Genomic DNA, 18,301 nt, shown 5'->3' with positions numbered 1-18,301 from the left:
GCTGCGCGTCTGCTCGGGCCAGAGGCCTGGTAGGGCCTGGGCACCGTCCTCGGCCGCCTACCAGCGGTCGGCGGGGTCGGCGTCGTGCTGATCGGTGACCTCGTGGAGGAGCTCGCCTGCTGTGTGTCGGTTTCCCGCTGTGCTGCCGGCCAGCAGTGCTTCCTCGCCCTGGCCCGGCGTGAAGTCCGGCGGCACCACGAGCAGGGTCAGCCGTCTACCGTCGCCGAGCTGGACGATCAGCACGTGGGTGTCGTCGCTCGGGAACGCATCGACCGTGATCACTCGCTGCCCGGCCACGAGCTCGCGAGGCGCTGTGTCCCAGTCGCGGAGCGAGTACACCGCCCGGCTGATACGCCCGTGGGCGGGCGGGAACTGCTGGACGAGGTCTGACATCTCGGACTCGAGGTCGCGACTGTAGGGCCACCACGCGCCGTCCAGCCGGTCCTGGCCGGGAGCGCTACCCAGCTTCAGGCGCAACGGGCGACGGCTCTCGGGAGTGGAGACGATCTGCGGCGCGGTCATGGCGTCCGCCTCTCGACCAGCGATCGATGCCGGGCCGGCCTCGGTCGCGTTGGTCCTCGGCGGGCACTGTATCCCGGCGAACCGTCGCGCTCGGCCCGCCATCGCTCACAGCACGGCCCCTCGTGGCGCCACCTCCACCGCGCAGACACCTCGCGCGTACAACACCACCAGCCGATCGCCGTGGCTGCAGCGGAGGACGCCCGCATCGTCCGCCAGCGTGGTGACGACGTGGGCGATCACCTCGTCCTCGCTCCCGGCCCCGGGATCGTCGTAGGTGACGTCCATGCTGCCACCACCCACGAGCCGGACACGGAGCACGATGTCGGCCATGGTCACGGGCCGATCGCGGTGCCGGCCTGACGCCGGACGGGGACGGGACCGTTCGACGCCACCATGACGTCCGCCTCTCGACCGGCGCACGCCTCCGGATGGAGGTCACCTCGCCGGTCAGTCACCACCAACCGTACTCCGGCGGGAAGCCGCCGGATGTCGAGCTGGGACCACGGGCGGGCTGCTTCCCCTCGCGATCGGGCAGGCGTAGCGTCGAGCGTGGCATCGGCGACAATCCCAGACGATGCCCTGTCTCGGGACAACCGACGTCGTCTCACCCGGGAGCGTGCATGCCTGGCACGGAAGGGAACTGGTCACACGGCACCACCCTCGAAGCCACGCCGATCAGTGCGGCCGGGGCTCGGGCGTTCGTCAGCCGTCATCTTGTCGACCACCGGCTGACGTACCTCGTCGATCCGGTTCGTCTCGTGGTCAGCGAGCTCGCGACCAACGCACTGGTCCACGGGCAGACCCCCTTCGTCGTGACGCTGTCACGAGAGGGCGACACGATCCGCGTGACCGTCAGTGACGACGCGGCCTGGATCGCGGACAGTGCCCCTCACCAGTCGCTGCAGGTCGGTGGCCGCGGACTGGTCATCGTGAACGTACTCAGTCGCGACTGGGGGGTCATCACCCAGGTCCGCTCGAAGACGGTGTGGGCCACCTTCGAGGCGCACCCTGCGATGTCGTGACCCACGTCGCGGTGCCCCTCGGGCTCAGCTGGTGGCGAGGGTGTGGTTGTCGATCTCCGGGTAGTGCCTGCGGATGTTCACCTTGCGCTCGAGCTCGGCGATGATCGCCGGCGCGAAGTTGACCTCGTAGAGGCTGTGGGCGCTGCCGAGGCCGCCGGGGCTGAAGACGTTGATCTCCATCAGCTTGTCGCCGACGATGTCGAGGCCGACGAGGAACATCCCGTCGGCCACCAGCTTGGGGCGGACGACCTCGACCATCCGCAGCATGTCGTCGGTGACCTTGACCTTCTCGGCCTTGCCCCCGGCGGACATGTTGGAGCGGATGTCCTTCGTGGACGGCGTACGCCTGAAGGCGGCGTACTCGCCGTCGACGACCAGCGGCTGGCCGTTCATCACGAACATCCGGACGTCACCCTTCGCCGCCTCGGGAAGGTACTCCTGGGCAACGACGTAGCCGTCGCGCGAGATGGCCTCGATGATCTGCTTGAGGTTGGGCGCCTCCTTGCGGTCGACCAGGAAGACGCCCGCGCCACCCGATCCCTGGAGCGGCTTGAGGACCGCCTTGCCGCCGAGGTCCGTGATGAACTCCTCGATCATGGCCTCGTCGCGGGAGATGAGCGTGCGGGGGCGGACGATCTCGGGGAAGTGCTGGAAGTAGGCCTTCGACAGCGCGTTGGCGAGGCTGGTCGGGTCGTTGACCACGAGCACGCCGCTGGAGGCGATCAGCTGGCCGAAGGCGACGCCGGCGTTGTTGCGCCACGGGTCGGTCTCGGCGTCGTCCGCGGGGTCGTTGCGCAGCATCACCACGTCGAACTCGTCCAGGCCGATGAGCTGTTCGACGTCGGGCTTCTGGACGTCCGCCATGTGCCGCTCGAGGGAGCGGTAGGACTTCGCGTGGCCGGCGCGGGCCTTGGTGCTCAGCGAGCCGTCGGGCTCGTAGGCGAAGTCACCGATGCCCATGTACCAGGCCTCGTGCCCCATCTCCTTGGCAGCCAGGGCGAGGCGGTTGGTGGTGTACTCCGCCTTCTCCGTCTCGATGTCGTTGACGACGAATCCGATCTTCATGCGTGTCCCTCCAGAAGGGTGCTGAGGTCTTCGGTGCCGGCCGCGCGGGCGAGGTTGTCGTGCGCGGACGGGTCGTGCAGGTATCGGGGCAGGACGCGGGGCGCCCGCAGCAGGCCTCGGGACTCGAGGTCGCCGATGAGCGGCAGGTCGCGCAGCGAGAACTTGCCGAGCCAGAGCTGGTCGAGCGAGCCGCCCGCGCCGAGGTGCTCGAGCAGCTCGACCAGCCCGCGCAGGTAGATCGCGTCCTTGGTCATCCCACCGGACCGGTAGACCCGCATCACGGTGGTCCACGCGCTGCCGCTCGGGAAGTCGTCGGCGACCAGCGCCTCGTGGGCCTCGGCGAACGTCGCCCCGGCGACGAGGCGGTGCACGGTGACGACCCGGCTGGCGAGCTGGCGGAGGCGGAAGGCGGTCAGCCCGCCGCAGGCGATCTCGGCGAGGACGGCGAGGCCCTCCTGCGTCTCGTCGTAGCCCGCGAGCCCGACGCCGAGGACCTTGATGGGCTGGTGGCTGCCGTTGGCCTGGGTGACGAGGTGGGTGCCCACCTCGTGGTGGAGCAGCGCCTGGGCGCGCGCCTGCTGGACCTTGGTCTCCGGGCCGATCAGCAGCACGTCGCCCGAGACCATGACGCCGTTGACGTCGGAGCGGATCTCGGCGTGCATGTCGAGGTCGGGGTCCTCCTCGCGGTAGCGCGCGATCTCGGCCTCGGCCAGCTCGAGGAACGCCTCGGCGTCGAGCGGCTCGTCGGTCGGCTCGGTGCGGGTGATCCCGGACAGCAGCGCCTCGGCCTGCTTGCGCAGCGCGGGCGACACCCCGCCGTAGAGCTCGACGCTCAGCGGCAGGAAGTCCTCGGTGTCGCGCGCCTCCAGCATGTCGAGCTGGAGCTCCATCTCGCGGTGCTTGGCGCGCAGCAGCTGGCCGAGGACGGGGTCCTCGACCGTCGTGAGGTCGATGTCGTCCAGCTCGGCGCGTACGACGGCGGGATCGGTCTCGAGCTCGCGGTAGGTGAACGGCGGGTCGGGCTCGCGACCCTCCAGGAAGTCGTCGCGCAGGTCGTCGGCGTCGACCGGCGTGATGTCGAGCAGGAAGCGGAAGCTCTGCGCGAGCAGGGACAGACGGTGGTCCACGGCCAGGTCGGTGGCGCTGAGCTCCGTGCCCGGCTCCGCTGGGCCGCCGTCGGTCACCGCAGCTTCTCGAGCTCGATGTGCAGGCCGGGCAGTGCGGCGGCGAGGCCTTCCTGGGCACAGCGGAACCGGTCGGCGTGCAGCTCGCCGGTCCACTCGTCCATGAAGGTCTTCTTGAACTCCAGTGCCAGCACGCAGCCCACCCGCGGGTAGCGGTCGTGCACCCACCAGGCGAGTCCGCGGCCCTCGAAGACGACGTTCTCCCGTGCGTCGAGCGGGCCGCAGCCCAGCGAGGCGTCGCGGAGGTCCCCCGTGAAGCGCTCCACGAGCGGGCCGAACAGGTCGGTGTCGAGGCTGCCCGTGCCGACGTTGACCTCCGGGTTCTCCGAGGCGGGGGCCGGCGGCTCGTCGGCGCCGTCGCGCCGGTGGTTGTAGGAGTGCACGTCGAGCAGCACGAACGGGCCGCGCTCGGCCAGGGCGTCGAGCCGCGGGGCGAGGGCGTCGAAGAAGGCGTCGTACGTCGCCAGGCTGCCCTCGTAGAGCTCGTCGGAGAGCTCGCCGTCGCGCCACACGTCGAGCCCCCAGCAGTCGTCGGGCTTGCGGTAGATCGCCTCGCGACGGGGCCGGTTGAGGTCGGCCTCGAAGCGGGAGCGCCTGGTCACCACGTGGTCGGGGACGACCGCGGCGAGCCGGTCGGTGAACGGGTCCTCCTCACGGAAGCGCTCGGCCTCGTCGAGCACCATCGCCTCGGCGATCTCGGGCCGCAGCTCATGCCCTGCGTGCACCGAGGTCGCCACGACCGGACCATCCCATTCACCGACGAACGCAACAGCGTCCGACGTCCCTCCCACGTCAGTCATGGCCGCCTGTCTACCCGAGTGGGCACGCCACCTCCACCGACGCGCACCCCTTCGGGTGGACGGCTGGCCGGACTGGGGTAGGACTGGGGCATGCGGATCGTCGTCCTGACCGGTGCCGGGATCTCCGCCGAGAGCGGGCTCACCACGTTCCGCGACTCGGGCGGACTCTGGGAGGGCCACGACCCGATGCAGGTCGCCACCCCGGAGGCGTACGCCGACGACCCCGGGCTCGTCCAGCGGTTCTACGACGCCCGGCGGGCGGCGCTGTCGCAGGTCGAGCCCAACGCGGCGCACCACGCGCTCGTACGCCTCGAGGACGCCCTCGGCGACGACCTTCTCGTCGTGACCCAGAACGTCGACGACCTCCACGAGCGGGCCGGCTCCCGACGGGTGCACCACATCCACGGGCGGCTGCAGTCGGCCTGGTGCACGCGCTGCGGCGAGCGCCACGAGTGGTACGACGCGCTGGCGGACGGACCCGCCTGTCCCGCGTGCGGCGTGGCCGACCTGCGTCCCGACATCGTGTGGTTCGGCGAGATCCCCTACGGCATGGACCTCGTCGAGCAGGCGCTGGAGGAGTGCGACCTCTTCGTCTCGATCGGCACGTCGGGCGTCGTCTACCCGGCAGCGGCGTTCGTCCACTGGGCTCGCGGAGCCACCCTCGAGCTCAACCTCGAGCCCAGCGCCGGCGCCACCGACTTCGCCGAGTCCCGTCAGGGTCCGGCCAGCCGCCTCGTGCCCGCCTGGGTCGACGAGCTGCTCTGCTGACTACCCGCCCCCAAGGACGTCCTGCGCCCCTGACGCCGTCAGGACCCTGAGCCGGCCCGAGGCACGAGCGGCCGGAAGTTCAGCCGGACGCGGGTGCCGCGACCGAGCGTCGACTCGACCTCGATGCTGCCGCCGTGGCGCTGCATGATCTCTCGCACGATGCCGAGGCCGAGGCCCGTGCCGGGCCGCATCAGCGCCGCCTCGTTGGTCGAGCGGAACAGCGGTGCGAAGAGGTTGGCCTGGTCGGCCTCGGAGATGCCCAGCCCCTCGTCGTTGCAGACGAAGGACAGCCCGCCGTCGGGCCGGCGCTCGACGCCTATCCACACCTCGTGGCCGGCGTCGGAGTACTTCACCGCGTTGTCGACGAGGTTGGACACGGCGCTGGCGATCTCGCGCGGGTCGCCCAGGACGACAGCGCCGTCGAGGTCCCCGACGAGGTGGAGCGTGATGCCGGAGCGCTCGGCGACGGCGGTCATCGCCGCGAGCGTCTCCTCGACGACCGGGACGAGGTCGACCTGCTGCATGGCGGGCGGGTGCTGCGGGTCGCTCACCTGCGACAGCATCGACAGCCCCTGGAGCAGGTCGCCCAGCCGCTCGCTGGCCCGCACGATGGCCTGGGCACGCCGCTGGTCACGCTCGTCGATGGTCTCGCTCGAGGCCAGGAACTCGGCGTTCGCGGCGATGACCGTCATGGGGTTGTTGATCTCGTGGGTCAGCTCGCGGAGGAACCAGTGCCGCGCCACCTCCAGCTCGCGCAGCTCCTCGAGCAGGTGGCGTTCGCGCTGAGTGGCCTGCGCGTTGGCGATGGCGCGACCGAGGTCGTGGCCGAGCTCCAGCGCGGCGACGCCCTCGCCGTCGGTCCAGCGGCGCGACCCCGTGCGCCGCGCGCACATCAGCATGCCGAGCACCTTGTCGTCCACGCCGACGGGAGCGACGACGACGGCCTCGAAGCCGGCCTTGTCGAGCGCGGTCGTGAACCAGTCGGCGTACGACGCGAGCTCGGGGTCGCCCCAGACGTGCCCGGGCTCGATGATGAGCACCCGCTGGTGGGTCCACGCACGCGCCGCGGCCTCGTCGAGGGCTCGCCGCACCTCGGGCGCCATCTTGAGGCCCAGGCTGTCGGGGGTGCCGGTGTCCTGGTCGATGAAGACCCGGATCTCCAGCTCGTCGACGTACAGCGCCGCGAGCAGGGTCGAGCGGGCCTCCCGCAGGAGGTGGTTGACGTCGTGGCGGGCGGGGTTGGACCGCGCGAGCCGGCGGGTGGCCCGGATGACCCGCATGTGGTCGGCGTACTCCTCGCGCTCGACCACCGTGAGGATCGAGCGCAGGGTCGTGGCGAGCTCGTGGCTGATGTCGAGGAGCCGCGCGTCGTCGGGCCGCGAGAGGTCGCTCGGGACGTCGAGGTAGAGCAGCGCGCGCAGGTCGCCGCGCTCGTCGTCGATCGGGGCGACGAGCATGTCCATGGGGTGCCAGTCGCCCTGCTCGCCGGCGGCCGTGATGTCGGGGACGACGATGACGCCGTCGATGCGTTCGCGGATCTCCTCGGAGAGGTTCTCGAAGGGGATCCAGAGGAAGTGGCCGTGCTCCTCGCCCTGGGCGAAGACGAGCTGCATGTCCGACAGGCGCGACGCCGTGCCGAGGCGATCCTCGGCGCTGACCGGATCGCCGTGGATCGCGACGAACTCGAGCAGACCCTTGGGCCGCACCACCTCGATCGCGCACACGCGGAACCCCGTGCGGGTGGCGGCTTCGCCGGCCAGGGCGTGCATGAGCGCGCGCGCACGCGCGTCGCCCCAGCTGAGGTCGCGCGTCCTGCGCTCCCCTGTCCGCACCTGTTCCATGGCGTCTCGCCCTCCCACCCGCCACGTGGATCGTAGGCGGGCCATCGTGGGCACCGGACCGTTTTGCGCAGGTTGTGGCCTGCGCTGTGGACGAGCTGGGCCGGGTCGGCGCCGCGTCAGTGCGCCGCGCGGGGGCCGCCGACCGGCAACCACACGGTGAACGTCGTCCCCTCACCGAGCACCGACGCGACCTCGACCGTCCCGTCGTGGCCGGTCACGACACGCTCGATGATCGCAAGCCCGAGGCCGGTGCCCGGGCGCTTGCGCGCCTCGGGGCTGCTCGAGCGGAAGAAGGGGGTGAACACCTTGTCGACCTCGGCGGCGGAGATGCCGATGCCGGTGTCGGTGCAGGTGATCAGGACGCCGTCGCCCCCGTCCGCCGTCCGGCGCGCGACGTCCATCGCGACCCGCCCTCCCTCGGGGGTGTACTTCACCCCGTTGGACAGCAGGTTGGAGACCATCCGCTGCAGCCCCGCCGACTCGCCGGTCACCACGAGGTCGTCGGCCACGACGGTCTGCATCTCCACGCCGGCCCTCGCCCCCATGGGTGCGAGGAAGTCGCTCGTCTCCCGCACCAGGTCGGAGAGGTCGACCTCGCCCATCGGTGCGCCCCGGTCGGGATCGCTGACCGAGGCCAGGGTCATCAGGTCAGCCACCATGTCCTCGATGCGCCGCGCCGCCCGGTCGAGCGCCTCGAGCGAGTGGCTCGACTCCTCGGAGTGCGTCTCGAGGCCCAGCAGCTCGAGGTGGGAGAACAGCACGCTGACGGGGTTGCGCAGCTCGTGGGCGAGGGTCAGGACCATGTCGCGGCGGTAGTCGTTGACGTCGCGGAGCTCGACGTTGAGCGCGCGCTGGCGCTCCATCAGCCGCGCCTCCAGCAGCAGCCGGCCCAGGTCGGAGGCGACGGTCGTGGCGGCGTTGATCTCGGAGGCGTTCCAGCGCGGTGCGTCGACCGTCCGGCCCATCGAGAGCGTGCCGAGGTACTCCTCGCCGGCGCCGATGGGCACCAGCAGCCCCGACCCGAGGCCGTACGTGTCGAGCAGGCGCGTGAGCGACGGCGGGGTCTCGATGGACTCCTCCTTCATGCTCCACGTCTGCTGCCGCTCGACGACGACGTGCCCGCGCCGGGCCCACTGCCCGCGCATCAGCTCCGTCACGTGGCGCCGTTCCTCCTCGATGCCGGGGACCTCCGACCCCGCCGCGATCACGTCGACGGTCGCGACGTCCATCGCCTCGACCATGGCGCGAGACAGCTCCCTCGACAGGTCCTCCACGCCCAGCCCCGGTCGTACGCTCTCGATGGCGCGCCGCGCCTGGGTGACCATCCGCACCTGCTCGCCGTAGAGCTCGCGCTCGACGATGCTGATCACCGCCTCGAACAGCACCCCGGCCTCGGCGTTGATCGCCGCCGCGCCCTCCGGCGTGGGACGCAGCCCGGACAACGGTTCGTCGAGGTAGAGCAGCCCGCGCAGCTCGCCGTCCTCGTTCTCCAGCAGGCGCACCATCTGGTCGTCGGGGTCCCAGCCGTTGGGGAGGCCGGAGGCCGGCACATCGGGCCGGTGGCCGTACTCGTCGAGCCAGGCGCGGGTCTCGTCGTCGAGCCGCTCGCTCGGGATGTGCCTCCAGCCGGCCAGCTCCACGCCCAGCTTGCGGATGTGGTCGAGGGCGAGGGGCGAGGCCTGGCCGAGCATCTTGTCGCGGGCGGCGTCGTCGCCGGCGATCGCCACGAACTCCAGGTAGCCGTCGGAGCGCAGCGCCTCGATCGCCACCACCTTGTGGTGGGTGCGCTTCGCGAGGTCCTCGGCGATGGCGTGCAGGACCGCGCGCTGGGCCTCGTTGCCCCACGCGCGTGCCCGCGGGCGTACCCACAGCCCGTCGTCGTCCATCACCGCTCCCCCCGCGTCCCGAGCCCGACGACCGCGAGGCTACGCCGAATCCGGTCCGTGCGGACCTGCTTCCGGGTGATGGGCACGGCTAGGTGACTCGCGGGTAACATAGCGGCATGAAGCGTGAGATCTACGACGAGGACCACGAGGCCTTCCGCGCCTCGGTCAAGCAGTTCCTGGACCGCGAGGTCACCCCCCACCTCGAGACGTACGCCGCCAACCACGGGCTCGACCGCGACTTCTGGCTCGCCGCCGGCAAGCAGGGCTTCCTCGGCCTCGAGATCCCGGAGGAGCACGGCGGCTCCGAGGCCGGCGACTACCGGTTCAACGCCGTCCTCACCGAGGAGCTCGCCAAGGTCAACATGACCCTCCCGAGCTGCGTCGGCATCCACGCCGACATCACGGTCCCCTACCTCGTCCACCTCACCAACGACGAGCAGCGGGCCCGCTGGCTGCCGCGCGCCGCGACCGGCGAGCTCGTCACGGCCATCGGCATGACCGAGCCCGGCGGCGGCTCCGACCTCGCCAACCTCCGGACCACCGCCGTCCGCGACGGCGACGACTGGGTGATCAACGGCTCCAAGACCTTCATCACCAACGGCGGCTCGGCCGACATGGTGCTCGTCGCGGCCCGCACCAGCCCGGAGAAGAAGGCCAAGGGCATCTCGCTGTTCGCCGTCGACACCACGCTGGACGGCTTCAGCGTCGGCCGCGTGCTCGACAAGGTCGGCCAGGACGACTCCGACACCGCCGAGCTGTCGTTCGAAGACGTGCGCGTCAGCAACGACGACCTCGTCGGCCCGCTGGACACCGGCTTCATCTCGATGATGCAGTTCCTCCCGCAGGAGCGCCTCGGCTCGGCGATCACCAACCTCGCCCACGCCAAGCAGATCCTCGAGGAGACGGTCCAGTACGCCAAGGACCGGCAGGCGTTCGGCCAGCCCATCGGCTCGTTCCAGAACACCCAGTTCCTGCTCGCCGACCTCGTCACCCGCGTCGACGTGACCCAGGCGTTCGTCGACCAGTGCGTCGTCGCGCACACCAAGAAGGAGCTGACGCCCGTCGACGCCGCCAAGGCCAAGTGGTGGACCTCGCAGGTGCAGAACGACGTGCTCGACCACTGCGTGCAGGTCCACGGTGGCTACGGCTACATGAACGAGTACCGCGTGGCCCGCGCCTGGCGCGACGCCCGCGTGACCAAGATCTGGGCGGGCTCCAACGAGATCATGAAGATGCTGATCGGCCGCGACCTGGGACTCTAGGCACGTGACGCGGATGTTCGTGGCGGTCGTGCCGCCCGAGGAGGTCGTGGAGGACCTCGAGACGTTCCTGTCGGCGCGACGCGAGGCCGCGTCGTTCCGCTGGTCCGCCGCGGAGCAGTGGCACGTCACGCTGGCCTTCGCCGAGTCGGTGCCGGAGCGGGCGCTCGACGGGCTCGACGAGCTGCTGGCCCAGGCGGCGGGGCGGCGGGCGTCGTTCGGGATGCGCATCACCGGCGGCGGCGCCTTCCCGCACCCCGACGCGGCGCGGGTCCTGTGGTCCGGCCTCGAGGTCGACGACGAGGCGGACCTCGACGGGTTCGCCGCGTCGTGCCGGGCCGCGATGTCCCGCGCGGGAGCCCGCATCGACGGACAGCGGTTCCACCCGCACCTGACCCTCGGCAGGCTCGGTCGGTCGGCCAACGTCACGTCGTGGGTCCGGCTGCTCGACGCCTACGAGGGTCCCCGCTGGCAGGTCGACGAGGTCGCGCTCGTGGCGTCGTACCTCGGCGAGGGCGCCCGCCGCCGACCGCGCCACGAGGTCGTCGGGACGTACGCGCTCGGCTGACGTCGTACGCCGGGCAGCCAAGCCTCACCTTCGTTGCGCGGGGCACCACTGAGAGCGACGATCGGGACGTGAGTGAGCGAAGCGAGCGAGCCATCCGACACAGTGCCCCGGGTGCCTCATGCGCGCACGGAGCGAAGCGAGTACGTGCATGAGCATGGAGATCGGAACCGACGAGGATCCCCGGCACTTCCACGAGGAGCTGGGTGACAACGTCGGCACGCGGCTCAACTGGCTGCGGGCCGCGGTGCTCGGCGCCAACGACGGCATCGTCTCCACCGCCGGCGTCGTGATGGGCGTGGCCGGTGCCACCGACGACAGCGGCGCGATCGTGATCGCCGGCATCGCGGCCCTGACCGCGGGCGCCCTGAGCATGGGAGCCGGCGAGTACGTCTCGGTCAGCACCCAGCGCGACTCCGAGAAGTCGATCCTCAACCTTGAAGCCGCCGAGCTGCGGCAGATGCCGCAGACCGAGGAGCGCGAGCTCGCGGCGATGTACGTCGAGAAGGGCCTGTCCCCGGAGACGGCGGAGAAGGTCGCCCGCGAGCTGACCGAGCACGACGCACTGCGCGCTCACGCCGACATCGAGTTCGGCATCGACCCCGACAACCTGACCAACCCGTGGCACGCCGCCTGGGCGTCCATGCTCGCCTTCACGGTCGGGGCACTGCTGCCGCTCCTCATCGTGGCGTTCGTCCCCGACGGCGTCCGGATGCTTGTGACGGTCCTCAGCGTCGTCGCGGCGCTGGCGCTCACCGGGTTCGTGAGCGCGCGCATCGGCTACAGCCCCCGCCTGCCTGCCGTCGTGCGCAACGTGTCGGGCGGCCTGCTCGCGATGGGGGTCACCTACCTCATCGGCACGCTCGCCGGCACCACCCTCGGCTGACCGCTCCCCCGCTGGTCGAGGCGCCGGCGGGGCCGATCAACCGAGGGCAGCGACGATCTCGTTGACCTTGTCCTTCGCGTCACCGAAGAGCATCTGCGCGTTGTCCTTGAAGAACAGCGGGTTCTGCACGCCGGCGTAGCCGGTGGCCATCGACCGCTTGAAGACGATGACGTCGCGGGCGTTCCAGACCTCCAGCACGGGCATCCCGGCGATCGGTGAGCCCGGCTCCTCGAGCGCGGCCGGGTTGACCGTGTCGTTGGCCCCGATCACGAGGACGACGTCGGTGTCCGGGAAGTCGTCGTTGACCTCGTCCATCTCCAGCACGATGTCGTACGGCACCCTGGCCTCGGCGAGCAGCACGTTCATGTGACCGGGCAGGCGGCCCGCGACGGGGTGGATGCCGAAGCGGACGTCGACACCCTTCTCGCGCAGCTTCTTCGTCATCTCCGCGACGGGGTACTGCGCCTGCGCGACGGCCATGCCGTAGCCGGGGGTGATCACGACCGAGGACGCGTGGGCGAGCAGGTCGGCGACGTCGTCGGCCTGGATCTCGCGGTGCTCGCCGTAGTCGCGAGCCTCACCGGAGACGGCGCCGTCGGAGCCGAAGCCGCCGGCGATGACGCTCACGAACGAACGGTTCATCGCCTTGCACATGATGTAGCTGAGGATCGCACCCGACGAGCCGACGAGCGCGCCGGTGATGATCAGCAGGTCGTTGCCCAGCATGAAGCCCGCGGCGGCCGCAGCCCAGCCGGAGTAGCTGTTGAGCATCGACACGACGACGGGCATGTCGCCACCGCCGATCGCGGCGACGAGGTGGAAGCCGAGCACCAGCGCKAGGACGGTCATGACCGCCAGCGGCGCCATGCCAACCCAGCCGTCGGTGAGCATGAACCACACCATCAGCACGGCCGACACCACGAGGATGCCCAGGTTGAGCAGGTGGCGCCCGGGCAGCGCGATGGGCGCGGACCCCATCCGCGCGCTCAGCTTGAGGTTGGCCACGATCGAGCCGGTGAAGGTCACTGCGCCGATGAAGACGCCGATGAAGACCTCGGCGTTGTGCACGGCGTCGGACTCCAGACCCACGTTGCTGTGGGCGGAGGCGACCTCGATGAACGTGTTGTAGCCGACCAGCACGGCAGCGAGGCCGACGAAGCTGTGCATCATCGCGATCAGCTCGGGCATGCCGGTCATCTCGACGCCTCGAGCCAGCCGGATGCCGATCACCGCGCCCACCGTGCCGGCGACCAGGATGATGACGAGCCCGATCACGATCGGCGTCTTGTCGACGATGAGGTCGTCGGTGAGGTAGTCGAGGACGAGCAGCAGCGTCGCGACCACGGCCAGTGCCATGCCGGCCATGCCGAACGCGTTGCCGCGGCGGGCCGTCTCGTGCTTGCTCAGGCCGGCGAGCGCGAGGATGAACAGGAGCGCCGCGAGGATGTAGGCGCCCGTGACGAACGAGACCACTGGCTCAGCCCTTCTGGAACATGTTGAGCATCCGCCGGGTGACGAGGAAGCCACCGAAGACGTTGATGCTGGCGAGCAGGATGGCCACCCCTGCGATCACCTGGACCGCGAGGTTGTCGATCGGGGCCTGCAGGATCGCGCCGACCACGATGATCCCGCTGATCGCGTTGGTGACGCTCATGAGGGGCGTGTGCAGCGCGTGGTGCACGTTGCCGATGACGTAGAAGCCGATGACGACGGCGAGCACGAAGACGGTGAGGCTGGGCAGGAAGCTGGGCGGCGCGAGGGTGGCGAGCGCGAGGAAGACCACGGCGCCCAGCCCGGCGGCGTACAGCCTGCGGCGCGGGTCCGGTGGTGTGGGGGGCGCCTTCTCGACCGGCAGGACCTGCGTCGCCTCGGCCGGTGCGGCGGAGACCTGCACGGGCGGCGGCGGCCACATGATTGCGCCGTCGCGCGTCACGGTGATGCCCCGCTGGACGACGTCGTCCATGTCGAAGGTGAGCTGCCCGTCCTTCTCCGGGGTGAGCAGCTTGAGCAGGTTGACGACGTTGGTGCCGTAGAGCTGGCTGGTCTGCGCGGCCAGCCGGCCGGCGAGGTCGGTGTAGCCGAGCACGGTCACGCCGTTGGCGGTGACCACGCGCTCGTCCTTGACCGTGGCGGCGACGTTGCCGCCGTTGGCCGCGGCCATGTCGACCACGACCGAGCCGGGGCGCATCGCCGCGACCGTCTCCGCGGTGACGAGCAGGGGGGCGGGCCGGCCGGGGATCAACGCGGTGGTGATGACGATGTCGGCGGCGCGCGCCTCCTCGTCGTACATCGCAGCGGTGGCGGCCTCCTGCTCGGCGGTCATCTCCTTGGCGTAGCCGTCGGCGGAGACCTCCTGCTCCATGTCGACGGTGACGAACTGCGCGCCCATCGACTCGACCTGCTCGGCGACCTCGGGGCGTACGTCGAAGGCGCGCACGATCGCGCCCAGCGATCCGGCCGCACCGATGGCGGCCAGCCCGGCGACGCCGGCCCCGACGACGAAGACGCGGGCCGGGGGCACCTTGCCCGCGGCGGTGACCTGGCCGGTGAAGAGGCGGCCGAACTCGTGGGCCGACTCGATCACCGCGCGGTAGCCCGCGACGTTGGCCATCGACGACAGCACGTCCATCGACTGGGCCCGGGAGATCCGCGGCACGGCGTCCATCGCCAGCGCCGTCACGCCGGCCGCGCTCAGCCGCTCGACCAGCTCGGGGCTGCGCGCCGGCGCCATCAGGCTGATGACCGTCGCGCCCGGACGCAGCCGGCCGATCTCGTCGTCCGTCGGCGCATTGACCTTGACCACGACGTCGCTCGACCACACCTCGTCGGCCGGTACGACGCGCACGCCGGCGTCGGTGAAGGCGACGTCGGGCTGGTCGGCCGCCGCGCCCGCGCCCTGCTCCACCACGACGTCGTACCCGAGCGCGGCGAGCTGGGAGGCGGTCTTCGCCGTCGCGGCGACCAGCGTCTCGCCGGGCCTGGACTCACGGGGGATGCCGATGCGCACTGCTGCCTCCTGGGAGGGCGCTCGATGTCTGGGGCTGACCTGCGGGGGTGTGGCCGGGCACAACGTACCGAAAAGGGCGGGCCCACACCGTTGTCTCATGTGGCGTGGACCACATCGACCCGCGGGTCGAGTGCGCTCGCGGCTGTAGTCGCCGCAGCACTGCGCACTCGACCCCGGGCTGTGGATGAGCCGAGCGGCGACGGGCCGCGCCACCGCAGACTGCCGCGATGGGGGATCGACCGTGGAGGCAGCTCGCCGAGGTGCAGGCGGGCCTGCTGAGCCACCGCCAGCTCCGCGAGCTCGGGGTGTCGCGCGGCGAGATCCGCAACCACGTACGTGTTGGGCGCTGGGCGACCAGGTCCGGGGAGGTGGTCAGCACGACGACAGGACCGCTCTCGCCCGAGCAGGCCCTGTGGCTCGGGGTGCTCCACGCCGGGTCGAGCGCGATGGTCGGGGCGTTGAACGCCGCCGGTGTCCGCGGGCTCCGCCGATGGGACCGGGAAGAGATCACCATCCTCGTCAGCAACCCGATGAGCTTCGAACCGCTCGCCGGCTACCGGTTCTTCCGGACGAGGAGACCCTTCAGGTTGCTGGTCGGCGCGGGTGAGCTGCCCATGTGCCGCCTCGAGCCCGCCGTGCTGATGTTCGCCGCCCACGAGCCACACCTGCGTACGGCACTGGGAGCCGTCACCGCGACGGTGCAGCAGCGGCTCACGACCGCCGACGCCCTGGTCGAATGGGTCGACCGGCTCGCCCCCCTGCGCCGCTCCCGGGACTTGCGCGACCTCCTCTCGGACGTCGGCGACGGTGCCCACTCGATGGCAGAGGTCGACCTGCGCAAGGCCTGCCGCGCCTACGGCGTCCAGCCCCCCATCTCCCAGCGCTCACGGACCGACAGCCGCGGACGGCGGCGCTACACCGATGCCGAGTGGCGACTGGCTGACGGTCGCGTGCTCGTCCTCGAGGTGGACGGTGGCGTGCACGACGACCCGCAGCAGGCGACGCTCGACCGCCGGCGCAACCGACAACTCACCAACGTCACGCGGACGGTCGTGCAGTGCTCGGCCTGGGAGATCCGGCACGAGCCCTGGGAGGTGATGCAGGACCTGCTGGCGCTCGGCGTACCCCCTGTGGGTTGAGTGCGCAGCGCCGCGGCCACTACTACCGCGAGCGCACTCGACTCAACGCGCGAGCGTCAGTGCGCGACGCCGTAGAGCCGGTCGCCGGCGTCGCCGAGCCCGGGAACGATGTAGCCCTTGTCGTTGAGCTTCTCGTCGAGCGCCGCGGTCACGACGGTGACCGGCACCTCGAGCCCGTCGAGGGCCTTCTCGAGGTTCTCGACGCCCTCCGGCGCGACCAGCAGGCAGATCGCGGTGATGTCGTCGGCACCCCGGTCGGTGAGGAAGCGGATGGCCGCGGCGAGCGTGCCGCCGGTCGCGAGCATCGGGTCGAGCACGTAGCACTGGCGGCCCGAGAGGTCCTCGGGGAGGCGTTCGGCGTAGGTCGAGGCCTCGAGGGTCTCCTCGTTGCGGACCATGCCGAGGAAGCCGACCTCGGCCGTCGGCAGCAGCCGCATCATGCCGTCGAGCATGCCGAGCCCGGCGCGCAGGATCGGGACGACCATCGGCTTGGGCTGGGCGAGGTAGACCCCGGTCGTCGGGCCGACGGGCGTGGTGATCGGCCGCGGGTCGACGCGTACCTCGCGGGTCGCCTCGTAGGCCAGCAGGGTCACCAGCTCGTCGGTCAGCCGACGGAACGTCGGCGAGTCGGTGTCCTGGTCGCGCAGGACGGTGAGCTTGTGGGAGACGAGCGGGTGGTTCACCACGTGCAGGCGCATGGGGGTCACCCTAGTGGGGAAGCAGCTCGCCGATCGAGACGCCGGAGAGGGTTGGCGGTCCCCATCCTTTCTGCGACATTGGAGGAGGGATTGGACGAGGGAGGTGTGGGGATGTCCGAGCAGTCCGGCGAGGTCGACTTCGCGCTGGCCGCGTTCCGCGAGGACGGGGCGTGGCAGGTGCAGGAGATCGCCTCGCCCGCCTTCGACTCCGTCGACTCCCTCAGCCACGCGCTGCGCCAGGTCGCACGCGACGAGGGCGCGGTGGGCATGGTCGCCGTCGACGAGGACTTCTTCGTGCTCGTCCGCGTGGCGGGTGCGAGCACGCGCGCGCTGCTCTCCGACGTCACCGCCGCCGACGAGTGGGAGCTCGCCCAGTCGGTGATCGACTTCCTCGGCCTGCCGCCGCCGGAGGACGACGACGTCGAGGTGCCGGCCGGCGACCTCGGCCTGCTCGGCGACCTCGGCCTCCACGCCATCGACCTCGGCGCGCTCCTCGACGACGTCGATCTCTACCCTGACGAGATGCTCTCCGAGATCGCCCGCCGCCTCGGCTTCGGCGAGCTCTTCGACGACGCGGTCGGCCTCACCTCGGCATGACCACCCCCCGACCTTCCTCTCCTCCGCTGCGCTCCCCCGAACAACGCCGCGGGGACCCCGGATGAGTCCGACCGGCCCCTGGGACGACGCGATGCGCCTGGCCCTGACCGAGGCGCAGGCTGCGCTGGCAGCGGACGACGTACCGGTCGGCGCGGTGGTCCTCGACGCGTCCGGCGCGGTCGTCGCCACGGGCCACAACACCCGCGAGTCCCACCACGACCCGACCGGCCACGCGGAGGTCGTCGCCCTCCGCGCCGCAGCGGCCGCCCGCGGCGAGTGGCGGCTCTCCGGCTGCACGCTCGTCGTCACGCTCGAGCCGTGCACGATGTGCGCCGGTGCCGTCGTGCTCGCTCGGGTCGACCGCCTCGTCTTCGGGGCGTACGACGACAAGCTGGGCGCCGTGGGCTCGCTGTGGGACGTCGTGCGCGACCGTCGGCTCAACCACCGGCCCGAGGTGGTCGCCGGGGTGCTCGCCGACGAGTCCACCGCCCTCCTCGACGGCTTCTTCGCCCGCCACCGCTCGGCGGGCCTCCGGTGAGCACCGTCCGCCGCGCCACCCCCGAGGACGCAGCCGTCCTGGGCCGGCTGCTCTGGGACTTCAACACCGAGTTCGAGACCGAGACCGACGACGCCGACGTGCTGGCCGAGCGGTTCACCCGGATCCTCGCGCTGCCCGAGATCGTGGCCGTCCTCGCCGAGGGCGACGGCGGGCCGGTGGGGTTCGCCCTGGTGAGCCTGCGACCGGCCATCTGGTTCGACGGCCCCGTCTCCCAGCTCGAAGAGCTCTACGTCGTGCCCGCCCTCCGCTCCGGGGGCATCGGCACGCAGGTCCTCGCCCTGTGCCGCCGGATCGCCCAGGACCTGGGGTCGCCCGAGATGCACATCAACGTCGACGAGGTCGACGCCGACACCCGCCGCTTCTACGAGCGGCACGGCTTCGTCAACATCGAGGACGGGGTCGACTACCGGATGCTCTGCTACGTCGGCCCGACCGACTGACCGGCGAGCGGTGCCCCAGCCACATTTCGCGCTGTCGCCAGGTGGCTCACGCACCGCCCGGCG

19 protein-coding genes are annotated in these 18,301 nt (G+C 71.2%); 9 read left to right on the top strand and 10 right to left on the bottom strand.

Translation table 11 applies throughout. The features are described 5' to 3' along the window. Window positions 1–57 precede the first annotated feature (57 nt). A complete protein-coding gene (locus tag ACXJKB_RS06505) occupies window positions 58–522 on the bottom strand; it encodes a DUF5994 family protein (RefSeq protein ID WP_457186545.1) in 465 nt (154 codons plus the stop codon). 105 nt (window positions 523–627) lie between these two features. After that, the gene (locus ACXJKB_RS06500; RefSeq protein WP_457186575.1) at window positions 628–852 is read right to left on the bottom strand and encodes a hypothetical protein; all 225 of its coding nucleotides are present in this window, start codon (window positions 850–852) and stop codon (window positions 628–630) included. Between the two features lie 98 nt (window positions 853–950). Here ACXJKB_RS06500 and ACXJKB_RS06495 point away from each other — a divergent pair, with 98 nt between their 5' ends. After that, complete coding sequence (locus ACXJKB_RS06495; RefSeq protein ID WP_457186543.1) at window positions 951–1,544, top strand: ATP-binding protein; 594 nt, start codon at window positions 951–953, stop codon at window positions 1,542–1,544. A 24-nt stretch (window positions 1,545–1,568) separates the two neighbouring features. Here the strand turns inward: ACXJKB_RS06495 and ACXJKB_RS06490 are convergent, their stop codons facing one another. The 3 genes from ACXJKB_RS06490 to ACXJKB_RS06480 are packed head-to-tail and all read right to left on the bottom strand — an operon-like array spanning window position 1,569 to window position 4,593. Next, window positions 1,569–2,609, bottom strand: coding sequence for a glutathione synthetase (locus tag ACXJKB_RS06490; protein WP_300054090.1), 1,041 nt, complete (start codon window positions 2,607–2,609; stop codon window positions 1,569–1,571). Beyond that, window positions 2,606–3,793 carry a flavohemoglobin expression-modulating QEGLA motif protein gene (locus ACXJKB_RS06485; protein ID WP_457186541.1) on the bottom strand — a complete coding sequence of 396 codons (1,188 nt, stop codon included), beginning with the start codon at window positions 3,791–3,793 and terminating at the stop codon, window positions 2,606–2,608. The genes ACXJKB_RS06490 and ACXJKB_RS06485 overlap by 4 nt, the downstream gene beginning before the upstream one ends. Further along, window positions 3,790–4,593, bottom strand: coding sequence for an N-formylglutamate amidohydrolase (locus ACXJKB_RS06480; protein WP_457186539.1), 804 nt, complete (start codon window positions 4,591–4,593; stop codon window positions 3,790–3,792). The genes ACXJKB_RS06485 and ACXJKB_RS06480 overlap by 4 nt, the downstream gene beginning before the upstream one ends. Window positions 4,594–4,683: 90 nt before the next feature. On the opposite strand from ACXJKB_RS06480, the gene ACXJKB_RS06475 reads away from it, so the two are divergent. Beyond that, window positions 4,684–5,361 (top strand): NAD-dependent deacylase, encoded by a 678-nt coding sequence (locus tag ACXJKB_RS06475; protein ID WP_457186537.1) that lies wholly within the window; start codon window positions 4,684–4,686, stop codon window positions 5,359–5,361. A gap of 38 nt (window positions 5,362–5,399) precedes the next feature. On the opposite strand, the gene ACXJKB_RS06470 is transcribed toward ACXJKB_RS06475, so the two are convergent. Together ACXJKB_RS06470 and ACXJKB_RS06465 are read right to left on the bottom strand one after the other, a co-directional pair. Continuing rightward, window positions 5,400–7,202, bottom strand: a complete 1,803-nt coding sequence (locus ACXJKB_RS06470; protein WP_457186535.1) for a GAF domain-containing sensor histidine kinase — start codon at window positions 7,200–7,202, stop codon at window positions 5,400–5,402. Window positions 7,203–7,318: 116 nt separating this feature from the next. Further along, on the bottom strand, window positions 7,319–9,088 hold the full coding sequence (locus ACXJKB_RS06465; RefSeq protein ID WP_457186533.1) for a sensor histidine kinase: 1,770 nt from the start codon (window positions 9,086–9,088) through the stop codon (window positions 7,319–7,321). 116 nt (window positions 9,089–9,204) lie between these two features. Here ACXJKB_RS06465 and ACXJKB_RS06460 point away from each other — a divergent pair, with 116 nt between their 5' ends. The 3 genes from ACXJKB_RS06460 to ACXJKB_RS06450 all read left to right on the top strand — a co-directional run bounded on the left by ACXJKB_RS06460 (window position 9,205) and on the right by ACXJKB_RS06450 (window position 11,798). After that, window positions 9,205–10,350: an acyl-CoA dehydrogenase family protein gene (locus ACXJKB_RS06460; RefSeq protein ID WP_457186531.1), complete on the top strand. Its 1,146-nt coding sequence runs from the start codon at window positions 9,205–9,207 to the stop codon at window positions 10,348–10,350. A 13-nt stretch (window positions 10,351–10,363) separates the two neighbouring features. Next, window positions 10,364–10,915, top strand: a complete 552-nt coding sequence (thpR, locus tag ACXJKB_RS06455; protein ID WP_457186573.1) for an RNA 2',3'-cyclic phosphodiesterase — start codon at window positions 10,364–10,366, stop codon at window positions 10,913–10,915. A gap of 154 nt (window positions 10,916–11,069) precedes the next feature. Beyond that, window positions 11,070–11,798 (top strand): VIT1/CCC1 transporter family protein, encoded by a 729-nt coding sequence (locus ACXJKB_RS06450; protein ID WP_457186529.1) that lies wholly within the window; start codon window positions 11,070–11,072, stop codon window positions 11,796–11,798. A gap of 36 nt (window positions 11,799–11,834) precedes the next feature. Here ACXJKB_RS06450 and pntB read toward each other — a convergent pair whose 3' ends face one another. Together pntB and ACXJKB_RS06440 are read right to left on the bottom strand one after the other, a co-directional pair. After that, a complete protein-coding gene (gene pntB / locus ACXJKB_RS06445) occupies window positions 11,835–13,325 on the bottom strand; it encodes a Re/Si-specific NAD(P)(+) transhydrogenase subunit beta (RefSeq protein WP_457186527.1) in 1,491 nt (496 codons plus the stop codon). Continuing rightward, window positions 13,276–14,805, bottom strand: a complete 1,530-nt coding sequence (locus ACXJKB_RS06440; RefSeq protein ID WP_457186525.1) for a Re/Si-specific NAD(P)(+) transhydrogenase subunit alpha — start codon at window positions 14,803–14,805, stop codon at window positions 13,276–13,278. The genes pntB and ACXJKB_RS06440 overlap by 50 nt, the downstream gene beginning before the upstream one ends. Before the next feature lie 227 nt (window positions 14,806–15,032). On the opposite strand from ACXJKB_RS06440, the gene ACXJKB_RS06435 reads away from it, so the two are divergent. After that, window positions 15,033–15,944, top strand: coding sequence for a hypothetical protein (locus ACXJKB_RS06435; RefSeq protein WP_457186523.1), 912 nt, complete (start codon window positions 15,033–15,035; stop codon window positions 15,942–15,944). 56 nt (window positions 15,945–16,000) lie between these two features. Here the strand turns inward: ACXJKB_RS06435 and upp are convergent, their stop codons facing one another. Next, entirely contained in the window at window positions 16,001–16,642 is a 642-nt protein-coding gene (gene upp, locus ACXJKB_RS06430; RefSeq protein ID WP_300054047.1) for a uracil phosphoribosyltransferase, read from the bottom strand. Between the two features lie 111 nt (window positions 16,643–16,753). On the opposite strand from upp, the gene ACXJKB_RS06425 reads away from it, so the two are divergent. From ACXJKB_RS06425 to ACXJKB_RS06415, 3 genes are all read left to right on the top strand, one after another. After that, window positions 16,754–17,239 carry a tRNA adenosine deaminase-associated protein gene (locus tag ACXJKB_RS06425; RefSeq protein WP_457186520.1) on the top strand — a complete coding sequence of 162 codons (486 nt, stop codon included), beginning with the start codon at window positions 16,754–16,756 and terminating at the stop codon, window positions 17,237–17,239. A 91-nt stretch (window positions 17,240–17,330) separates the two neighbouring features. Next, window positions 17,331–17,777 (top strand): tRNA adenosine(34) deaminase TadA, encoded by a 447-nt coding sequence (gene tadA, locus ACXJKB_RS06420; RefSeq protein ID WP_457186571.1) that lies wholly within the window; start codon window positions 17,331–17,333, stop codon window positions 17,775–17,777. Then, entirely contained in the window at window positions 17,774–18,238 is a 465-nt protein-coding gene (locus ACXJKB_RS06415; protein ID WP_457186518.1) for an N-acetyltransferase family protein, read from the top strand. Before tadA ends, ACXJKB_RS06415 begins: the two co-directional genes overlap by 4 nt. Window positions 18,239–18,301: the final 63 nt, after the last annotated feature.

The organism is Nocardioides sp. P5_E3, from assembly GCF_054049275.1.
Note: the sequence above shows the minus strand (reverse complement) of the source record. Positions and strands in the feature narration are given on the sequence as shown.